Source organism: Microcoleus sp. B13-B6 (assembly GCF_036705405.1).
GTDB lineage: Bacteria > Cyanobacteriota > Cyanobacteriia > Cyanobacteriales > Microcoleaceae > Microcoleus.
This window is the reverse complement of the sequence record NZ_JAUBUJ010000168.1, coordinates 1-10379: the sequence shown is the minus strand read 5'-3', so window position 1 is coordinate 10379 and position 10379 is coordinate 1. Positions and strand designations below refer to the sequence as shown.

General features: G+C 46.2%; 8 protein-coding genes. 5 read left to right on the top strand and 3 right to left on the bottom strand.

Annotated features, from left to right (window positions below):
- Window positions 1-262: 262 nt before the first annotated feature.
- On the top strand, window positions 263-1399 hold the full coding sequence (locus QUB35_RS37100; protein WP_333147795.1) for a glycerate kinase: 1137 nt from the start codon (window positions 263-265) through the stop codon (window positions 1397-1399).
- A gap of 232 nt (window positions 1400-1631) precedes the next feature.
- Here QUB35_RS37100 and QUB35_RS37095 read toward each other — a convergent pair whose 3' ends face one another.
- Window positions 1632-1997, bottom strand: coding sequence for a hypothetical protein (locus tag QUB35_RS37095; RefSeq protein ID WP_333147793.1), 366 nt, complete (start codon window positions 1995-1997; stop codon window positions 1632-1634).
- A 326-nt stretch (window positions 1998-2323) separates the two neighbouring features.
- On the opposite strand from QUB35_RS37095, the gene QUB35_RS37090 reads away from it, so the two are divergent.
- Complete coding sequence (locus QUB35_RS37090) at window positions 2324-2851, top strand: orange carotenoid protein N-terminal domain-containing protein (RefSeq protein WP_333147791.1); 528 nt, start codon at window positions 2324-2326, stop codon at window positions 2849-2851.
- Window positions 2852-3024: 173 nt separating this feature from the next.
- Here QUB35_RS37090 and QUB35_RS37085 read toward each other — a convergent pair whose 3' ends face one another.
- On the bottom strand, window positions 3025-4149 hold the full coding sequence (locus tag QUB35_RS37085; protein ID WP_333147790.1) for an RNA-guided endonuclease TnpB family protein: 1125 nt from the start codon (window positions 4147-4149) through the stop codon (window positions 3025-3027).
- 29 nt (window positions 4150-4178) lie between these two features.
- On the opposite strand from QUB35_RS37085, the gene QUB35_RS37080 reads away from it, so the two are divergent.
- Window positions 4179-4331: a hypothetical protein gene (locus QUB35_RS37080; RefSeq protein WP_333147788.1), complete on the top strand. Its 153-nt coding sequence runs from the start codon at window positions 4179-4181 to the stop codon at window positions 4329-4331.
- Between the two features lie 546 nt (window positions 4332-4877).
- Here QUB35_RS37080 and QUB35_RS37075 read toward each other — a convergent pair.
- Entirely contained in the window at window positions 4878-6746 is a 1869-nt protein-coding gene (locus QUB35_RS37075; protein ID WP_333147786.1) for a PAS domain-containing sensor histidine kinase, read from the bottom strand.
- Between the two features lie 397 nt (window positions 6747-7143).
- Between QUB35_RS37075 and QUB35_RS37070 the strand changes: the two genes are divergently transcribed.
- Window positions 7144-7863 carry a response regulator transcription factor gene (locus tag QUB35_RS37070; RefSeq protein WP_333057024.1) on the top strand — a complete coding sequence of 240 codons (720 nt, stop codon included), beginning with the start codon at window positions 7144-7146 and terminating at the stop codon, window positions 7861-7863.
- Between the two features lie 485 nt (window positions 7864-8348).
- Window positions 8349-10001, top strand: coding sequence for an alpha-amylase family glycosyl hydrolase (locus QUB35_RS37065; protein ID WP_333147783.1), 1653 nt, complete (start codon window positions 8349-8351; stop codon window positions 9999-10001).
- Window positions 10002-10379: the final 378 nt, after the last annotated feature.

Below are 10379 nucleotides of genomic sequence, written 5' to 3'. Positions count from 1 at the left end.
GGAAGTACATCAAAGTTAAAGGTACTCGCAATGTCTAATTGTCGCTTTGGGTACCTACACCCGACGAGCCTTTCATCCCTGCGGTAATTCCCAACGGGGTAGTTCGCGCAGCGCTCAGATTAATCCCCTCTAAATATACCGAGGGACTTCCCGGCTGGTAGTTAAAAACTTTTTGAATCGGCGCGGGTTTAAGATGAAATATTTGTCAGTTGCGGATAGTATTTGTACAAAACCAGCCCCCGCTAGCGAGAGTTTTGAGCTGATGAATCGATCGACTGTAACCCCTGTTGAAATTTTACATCGGTGGCAAGGCGGCGTTAGCGCGATCGCTTCCGACTTCGATCACCTGGCAAGTTGGGAACTTGCGGATGATGTGCGATCGCGCGCTTTTGGCATTACTCCCGATAATGCAGCCGATGTTGTCCGCTGCAAAACCGATTTATTCTTTTCTCTTCTTGACGAACTGCATACTTTCCCCCTAAAGTCAACTGTTTTCCTCGAAACTTTGTGGAATCTTTGGCTGCCACTGGCAATGCAATTATCGACTGCCAAACAAAGTTTAAACCGTCCTTTAATTCAAGGAATTTTAGGAGGGCAAGGAACGGGAAAAACTACTTTATGCCAAGTTTTGAGGCTGATTCTGGGAAAATTGGGATATTCTACTGTCAGCCTTTCTTTAGACGATATTTATAAGACTTATGCCGATCGCCAACAACTCCAAAAAGCAGACCCGCGTTTAATTTGGCGCGGCCCCCCCGGCACTCACGATATTGACTTGGGAATCGCAGTTTTAGACAAGTTGCGCGGTTCTCAAACTCGCGAATTAGCAGCAGTTGACAATCCCCAATCTGATGCCATAAAACCGGATATAATTAAAAATATAGAAATTCCCCGGTTTGACAAATCTGCCTACGGAGGTGCAGGAGATAGAAGTCAACCCGAAATTATTTCCGGTGCGGATATTGTACTTTTTGAAGGTTGGTTTGTCGGCGTCAATCCGGTGGTTGATGCCAAATTGAACGAGTTTTTGGCGGCTGCACCGTTTCCGATTTCCACAGAGGGCGACTGTCAGTTTGCCCGCGATATGAATGCAAAGCTGCACGACTATCTGCCGCTGTGGAACCGATTAGATCGATTGATGGTTTTGTATCCCCAAGATTATCGCATTTCTCAAGTGTGGCGCAATCAGGCGGAACGGGAAATGATGGCTGCGGGGAAGTCGGGAATGTCAGAAGCCGAAATTAATCGGTTTGTCGAATATTTCTGGAAAGCGCTGCATCCTGAGTTATTTATTAAGTCGATGGTGGAGGGCGATCGGGTGGATTTGGTAATTGAAATTATGAGCGATCGCACTGTCGGTAAAATCTGTCGGGCGATCGACTTAAATTTAAGCGATTAGGGAGAGTTAAAATTAACGCTTTAAGGACACAACATTGTTGTGTCCCTACCTTATTGCAGCCTTTAAGGACACAACATTGTTGTGTCCCTACTGTATTGCAGCTTATCGTGCATTCAATTGAGAACTCAGGACTTATGCAAAAAGTGGTTTGACGCGCGAATTAGAGGGGTAAGGCGCGCCATAAGCACCCTACAATACAGAGGTTTTGCATCGAGGATGGAGAATTTTTAAATTAACTGCCGGGAGTACCAAGATCGATCGCTTTCTGGATCAAATCGTCGGTAACTTCGCCCGGTGTACCTGCAGGCGTAATGTCGTGAGCCATCGAACGAAAAGCATCGGGATTGCCGCTTGAATCGGCAGGCAGTGGGATCTCTGTAGGAGCGGGAATATCAAATTTAGGTGCAGTTGCAGCGGCGGCAGCTTCGGCGCCGGCACCCGTGCGATCGATGTCACTAACGCTGAATTCTTTTGAAGCTTCGTAGTCTGCTGATACATTAACGGTCGGCAACTTTTGTTCTCCAGCTTCCGCGCTTTCAGTGATCTGCTGAGCGTCAAAGTTTTCAATGTTATTGACTTCTGTATTGATTTCAGACATAGCCGACTCCTTGCTAGTTTTATTTAACAATTCACTGTATCAATTATTACTTATATCCCAGGCTTTTTCATCTACCCGCAGATGTATCGTTGGCTTCTATCTTAAGGATGATTTATCCTAGGGTGGTGTCTTAACATTACACGAGTTTCTTAAAATAATGCAGCTTGAGGCAACCTCCAAACCCATACATACTAAGCCATTCTCGATTGTTTAATCTCAAATCTCAAATCTCAAATCTCAAATCGTATTACCTCTAGGGGATGGTGACTTGCACTTACAAATCTTGATACTTATATATTCTGGAAGCATTTTAAGGAATTTGATTTATGAACTCACCCGCCGCGACCAATCCTCACTCTCTCTCCAACGACACTCAAAACATCGTTCAGACAATCAACGGGTTGGGTACAGATGAAAAGCTGGCGCTGCTCTACTTTGTTTATGAAAAAATGGGAGATTCAGTTACACCAGCAGCTCCCGCCGCTGCCGACCCACAATTAGCTCCCATGCTGCTGGATGATTTTTACAAGCTTTCCCATGACCAACAACTGAATATAATGCGAGGTATTGTCAACGGCGACGACACGCCGTATTCTCACGCTTACGGAGCTTTAACTGCTAACAATCAGTTGGTGGTTTGGTATGCTTGGGCTATTGGTATGGGGGAAACAATTGTCGATATCCCCGAAGGATATGAGGCAACTGAGGCTGTCAATGGGGTGTTGGGTCAAATTGAAGGTCTTGAGTTTGAACAACAAATTACAGTGCTGCGCGACGTAGCTAATACTATGGGCTACACCGATGTTAAACCAATTGCTACTCAGGCGGAAGTAGGGAAAACTTCTAGTCTTTAGATAATAGTCTGCTGTTGCAACCTATCCTACACAAACTCTCCTCCTAGCAGAGAGGGACTCAAGAATAAAGGAATTACCCAAAACCTCTATATGTAGGGTGCGCCGAGGCGCACCCTACCGCTATAATTAGTAGTTGACATACTCCCGGGCCTTCAGGCGAGGGGATTCTAAGCTCAAACAGCAATTGCAGGCATAGCCTGTCTAACATCACCTAACTTAACGGTTGATGCCCCAACCGCACAAATATTTTTAGCTGCATTCTCGTCTCTATCATTCACCTTTTGACAGGACGGACAGCGCCATTCACGAACTGACAGATCCAACTCTTTCAGAACGTGTCCACAATGGGAACAAGTCTTACTAGATGGATACCAACGATCAATGAAAACTACTTGTTTTCCTTTCTTGTTGGCAACCCATTCGAGAATTTGGAGAAATTCGCCGAATGCCAGGTCTGAGATTTTACGTCCCCAAAGTCGTTGCATTCCTTTTAGATTCAACGTCTCAAAGCACAGCACGTCGAACTTATCAGTTAGTTCGTGAGCCAATTTCCAGAACCAATCAGAGCGACGATTCACTACGGCTTCATGTTTGCGAACTAGATTAAGTCTTGCTCTTTCTCGGTTCGCTGAGCCTTTCCGTTTTTGGGAATGCTGACGATTTGCTTTCTTAATAGCGTTAAGGGACTGTTTCAGGAATTGCGGTGATTCGATTTTCGTTCCATCTGAGCAGGTGAGAAACGTTTTTAAGCCGAAATCAAAGCCAGCGATTCTACTCGTCTCGACTTTGGTTTCAGATCCTTCAACGCTGTCAACGACCACAACCATAAATAGCTCTCCTAATGTCGTGCGTTTAATGGTTAACGTCTTGACCGTCCCCTCTATCTCTCTGGAATTCCAATACTGATAAACGCGATTCCCAATCTTAATTCGATTGCCGCCTAATAATTTGTAGCCAGCTTGCTTGAGAGTGAACGATTTGTATCTGCGAACTTTCTTGAATCCGGGAGGTCTAACTCCTTTCTTGTGATGCTTAAAAAAAAGTTGGTAGGCGATCGAGATTCGTTGGCAGATATCCTGCACCGCTTGAGAGCCGACCGTTTGCCAGAACGCTTTACGCTTTCTGTGTTTGGCAATATGCGATTGAAGTTTTGCACAATTCAAATGCTTTCCCCACATCCGGTAGTACCGTTTATGGAGTGCAATGCAATGGTTATAAATCACCCCCGCAGCATTGATACTTCGCTTGAGGTGTTTATTCCGCTTGCTTTGATATAGCTTGAACTTCAATGTTTTCATGCTAACTATGATAACATAATAGGTAGCAATTGGGTAGCCAAATGGTCAGAGAAAGATTAAGTATTCGCATTGCCGTGAGTCGGCTAGAGAAGTTGCGGAGAATTGCCAAACAGAAAGAAAAAACAATGACCCAACTTGTAGAGGACTGGATTGATAAGCTTAAAGAGGAAAAGCCGTCCTAAAAGGACGGGGCTTTAGACCCAATTTTTCGGTAAAACCTTTTTTTGCTCTTAGTCTTATTTATTCTTTCGTGTCTTATAAGTAACCACACAAAATTAATTACATAAAGACTCCTTGCTAGGCAAGGGTTTCAGTAGAAATATTGTGTAATTAATTCTGCACACCTACTTAGCAATCCTCGCATCAGTTGTAAAAATATGTAGGGGTAGTGCTAAGAGTGCCTACCCCTGCCAAGGCGGGGCAACCGGGCGTGGGTTTTGCCCCTACAAGAATTACACAAATCATTTAGGATTGCTATAGAGAGGGACGAAAGTTTTTGTATGAGCCGTGAAAACCGGCCATTCTAATAAATATAAAACAATACGCTTGGGTTAAAACTGTTTATTCCTCGGAGTTCCCCCTCGCATCCCCCTTAAGAAGGGGAGTAGGGGTTGACTTTGAATAAGTTCTTGTCCCCCCATTCGTAGGGGCGGTGCCAAGAGTGCCCGCCCTTGGCTAGGGGGGATCGGGATTAACTGCACCGTATTGAAATATAAAAAAGTTTTCAGTCAGCAAATGAGTTTTTTCGGATAAATTTTTCGCGGGAATTCTATCCGAAATGTCGAACCTTTTTTGGGCTGACTTTCGACCCTAATTGTGCCCTTCATCATTTTGACTAAAGAGGCAGTAATCGCTAGTCCTAAACCGGTGCCTGGATATTTGCGAGTTGTGGTTTGGTCGGCTTGATGGAATTTGTCGAAAATGTGGGGAAGATCGGTTTCACAGATGCCGATTCCTGTATCCCGAACGGTGATAATTAGCCGATCGCGATTTAATTCCCGCACCTCAATGTAAATGCTGCCCTCATGTGTGAATTTAACCGCGTTGGAAACGACATTGGTCAAAATTTGCCGCAGGCGCAACTTGTCATTAACTATAAACTGATCCTGCAAGCACACGCTGACGGACATGGCCACATTCTTATCGGTGGCTTGATTTCCGAATTCCAAGGCCACATCCATTACTAAATGCGCTAAATGAAATTTTTCAATTTTTAATTCTGTGCGGCCACTCTCGATTTTGGAGAGGTCGAGGATATCGTTAATTAGCAGTAGCAGATTTTTGCCGTTATGTAAAATGCGTCCCACCATTTCGGTTTGCTGGGCGGTCAGCAGTTGTTTGTGCTGGCGCAGCAGCAATTGGGAAAAGCCGATAATCGAATTCATGGGAGTTCGCAATTCGTGGGACATAATGCCCAAAAATTGCGATTTTAACTTGGCTGCTTCTAGCAGTTCCAATTTTTGCTGGTGAATGCGTCGCCCCTGATTTTCCAGTTCTTCCTGCTGACGAATTAGCAGCTCGTTTTGCAAGTCTAAAAGCTGTTCCTGCTTTTTTAATTTTTCGATCGCCAGCGCGTTGTTAATCGCGATCGCCGCTTGTTTTCCCATCACCGCCAGCAGTTTCTGAGTATGCCTGTCCATCGCCGTGCTGTCCTTCCCGTTGCCGATGGCCAACACACCCAAACGCCCGCTTTGCCCCCACTCGATCGCCGCTGCACAAGCCGCCGCCGGCAACAAGCCTTTGCCGCACTCCGACCGCCACAGTACAGACTCTCCCGTCGCAAATGCTTTCCACAGCAGCTTGTTTTGCACGTGCGGGGTTTTGCCCCCACCAAAGTTTTCCGTGCCCCCGACAGCGCTGAGTTTGAGGCCGCTGCAATCGGACTCCAGAAGAGCAACTAGGCAAAATTCCGCTCCGGCGATCGCCTCCACAGTCGCGTCCGCGATGGCTTGCAACAATTCACCCCAATTACCCGCGCGCTGGCTCAATATATTTGTAAACTGCTCTATCACCTGTAAATCCCGCCCCGCCTCTATTACCGTCCGGGCTTCGCACAATTTTTCATCTTTGAAATTAGCTTTCGAGCACGCTTGATGGCGCCAAAACTCTGGTTCTGCTTGGGGCTCGGCTTGAGTTTGTTCGATCGGTTCCATATCTATGTAGGTTCCCACCCACTCCAAAACTTCCTGACTGTCTAGATTAGCGGGCCATCCTCTGGCCACGTTCCAGCGGTATGTGCCTTCTCGCGTCTGCAGACGAAATAGAATTTCGTAGCTTGGCGGCGGGAACTTAGAAGTGTGCGATCTCGCCAACAGACGAGGGCGGTCTTCTGGGTGGACGCGCGCCAGATAGCCGAAACCTAAAGCTGCTGCTGCTGGTACCCCGGTGTACTCCTCCCAGCGCTGACTGAAATAAGTCGCCCGGCCGTCAGCATTTGTTTTCCAAACTATCTGAGGAATTGCCGAGCACAGGCGATCGTCCTGAGTTTGGCAGTCGCCAACTTGCGGTTGGGGGGATGTTATTTCAGATACTTTGTGTAAGATTTCCGAGTCGGAAAACTCCGAGGGAAAAGACTTATTGCCGTGATACTGAGTCATAACAGGTTATATAAATAAGCGTTGGACTAGAGCCCTAACACCGATTAAAGACTCGTGCTGCTAGCTTTATTGATTTTGAGGGCCCAAGTGCATCAAAATTTTTTATACTTTAAATTTATCTGGGTAGTGGTATCCTTACCTCTATCAACGGGCGGACAATGAGATAATTCAGTTAAACTATTGAAACATTGAGAGCTTACCTGTCCCGATCGGGCTCGTGCAGGCATCGCGGCAAAATAACTTAAAAATTAACTTGCATTCTTGGCGGCTGCATGAGTATGCTTTAAAATGATGTGCGACCTGTAAAACCCTAAATCAGGACACATTCTCAAATTTTCTCAGTTTAGCTGAGTCAGTTGACGATATTTTAAAAATTTAGCGGGCTATTGGAAGAAAGATGAGTAAAATTCGCGTTGCTTTGGTAGAAGACCATGACCTGACAAGAGTCGGCATCCGCACTGCTTTACAACAGCGTGACACGATAGAAGTTGTCGGCGATGCAGCTAACGCTACAGAGGGATTGAAACTGCTTCAGTCTTCAAAACCTGACGTGGCAATTGTAGACATTGGCTTGCCGGATTTTGATGGCATTGAACTTACACAAAAGTTCAAAAAATCGGTAGCGGAGTCCGATCCCGATACCAAAATTTTGATTCTGACTTTTCAGGACAATGAAGAAGAAGTTCTGGCAGCTTTTGCCGCCGGAGCTGATTCTTACTGCATGAAAGATATTAGCTTCGATCAGTTATTAGATGTAGTAAAAGTAACTCACGAAGGTAACTCTTGGATCGATCCAGCGATCGCCCGTATCGTCCTGAAACAAGCTCGCACTCAGGAACCTGCGCCGGAAGAACCGAAGGCTGAGGGCAAAAGAGTCACAATTAAGGCGGCCGAACCTGAGTTTAGTCACATCATTGAGACTTACCCTTTAACCGAGCGGGAATTAGAGGTTTTGGAACTGATCGTGCAGGGTTACAGCAATGCTGCAATCGCCGAAAAGCTGTACATTACTGTCGGTACAGTCAAGACTCACGTCCGCAATATTTTGAACAAGTTGTGCGCTGATGACCGCACTCAGGCAGCCGTTCTCGCCCTGCGTTCTGGCTTGGTTGGATGAAGCCTTATCATCAGGCCAAATCAAGTTAAAAGTAGGGTGCGCTGGGCGCACCTTACTGCCACTGATTTATGGTGTGCAGTGTACACCGACTGACTAATTGTTACCAAAAAATTAGGGCAGGCAGTGTGCACTAGCCGAGCAATTGTTGGTTGTTAAAAAAGTGATAAAGTTTAAACCCGCATCTATCCCAGTACAGATATTTTTTTAAATATTTAAAAAAAGGAATCTACCTTAAGATAGATGCTAAAAAACTATCGTAGTACCAATACTTATTGTTGAGCGATCCCCAGTTAAATAAACTTCGATCGCACTGCCGATATTGCGCGATTTCACTTCATAAAAGGCGCAGGCACAGGCCAGATGACGATACTTTTAGGAATAGTTAAGCCTTAAAGAAATTATATCCGTAGAGTGATGCTGAGTTCGCTTAAATTTGCGAAATTAAAAGTATCTACTGCTACTGAAATATTTTAGAAAGAGGTATTATGGCCGCTCCAATTGAATTCAAGTTATTTGCTCCCTACAACAAAGGAGCTGCCTTGATTGGCTCTTTTTCTAATTGGGAAGATATTCCGATGGAAAAGGACGAAGAAGGTTATTTCCGCACGCGAGTTGAGTTGGAGGATGGCGTTTATCAATACAAATTCCGCGTTCAGTCGAAAAGCTGGTTTGTGGAACCAGATCAGTGGGTAGATGTGGTCGATCCCTACGCGACTGACATCGACAATCCCACTCAAAACGGCATTGTTCGGATCAAAGACGGCGATCGCATTATCGATACCTACGTCTGGAAACACGACGACAAACCGCTGCCAGCCGATCGGGAATTAGTGATTTATGAAATGCACATTGCCGACTTTTCCGGTGGCGAAGATGATCCCTTCGCCCGCGGCCAGTACAAGCACGTCGTCGAAAAACTCGATTACCTAGTCGAACTCGGCATCAACGCGATCGAACTCATGCCCATCAAAGAATACCCAGGCGACTACAGTTGGGGCTACAACCCCCGCTACTTCTTCGCTTCCGAGTCCAGCTACGGAACCACAGAAGAACTCAAAAACCTGATAGACGAGTGTCACGGGCGCGGTATTCGCGTCATCATGGACGGGATTTACAACCACTCGGAAGCATCGAGCCCCCTCACTCAAATCGATCACGATTATTGGTACCACCACGAACCCCGCGATCCTGACAACAATTGGGGCCCGGAATTTAACTACGAATTCTACGACGAAAACTTAGGAACTTTCCCGGCGCGCCAATTTGCTGGCGATACAGTCCGCTTCTGGATTCAAGAATATCATCTCGACGGCATTCGTTTCGACGCGGCGCGACAAATTGCTAACTACGATTTCATGCACTGGGTAGTTCAAGAAGCCAAAAATGCCGCCGGCCCCAAACCGTTTTATACCGTTGCCGAATACATTCCCGACGATCCCAGCATCACGAATGTAGACGGGCCGATGGACGGCTGCTGGCACGACAGTTTCTATCACTGCATCGTTCCACAACTGTGCGGCGACTTTTTTGATTTAGAACGCCTTAAAGATGTGATTGACTGCAAGCGGCAAGGTTACTTGGGTGCTACGAATGTAGTGAATTATTTGACCAATCACGACCACGATCGCCTTTTTGCCGAATTGGGTTCGTGCGGGATTTTGGATGAAGCAGCATTCAAGCGAGCGAAGTTGGGAACGGTGGTGTTAATGACAGCAGTTGGCGTGCCGCTGATTTGGATGGGCGAAGAATTTGGCGAATACAAAGCCAAAACAATTGAGCAAGCTAAAATTGACTGGACGCTGCTAGGAAATGACCTCAATAAAAGTTTGTGGGAATACTACAAAGGCTTGATTCACCTGCGTAAAAATAACCAAGCACTTTACACAGAAAACATCGACTTTTTCCACGAAGACCCCGAATCGAAAGTTTTTGCTTACACTCGCTGGAACGATGAAGGTTCGAGAGTTGTAGTAGTGGTGAATTGGTCGGAAAATTATCTGGCAGGTTACAGCGTTCCCCACTTCCCTGCAAACGGAAATTGGCACGAATGGACGGGGAATTATGATATTGAATCGGGCGATGACAATATTATGATTGACTTGCCGGAATACGAAGCCAAAGTGTTTGTTTGGCAGTAAGGCAACGGAGGACAAAGGCTTTCGCCGTTTCCCTACCCCAAAATAATCATTATGTAGGAAAACGGCACTGCCTTTCGTCGTGTCAACTTAATCTATCAGTCCGCCAGTCCTCCCACCCGGCAGTCCGCCAGGGACTGAAGTCCCTGTCTAATAGCTGAAGTCCTCTGAAGAGGACTAATGAGTTTTTCAGTCCTCTTCAGAGGACTTCGGCTTTGAGGCAGGGGTTTCAACCCCTGCCGGACTGCCGGAGTGCGGGTTTAACGCTAAGTTGACACCTATGGGCATGGCGCCGTGTCCTACTCTGCTACACAAATACTAGACAAGTCTCGACATTTGCTTCTTACTTCATCGGGAGCATGGGAGCGGTTATCCCTCAGT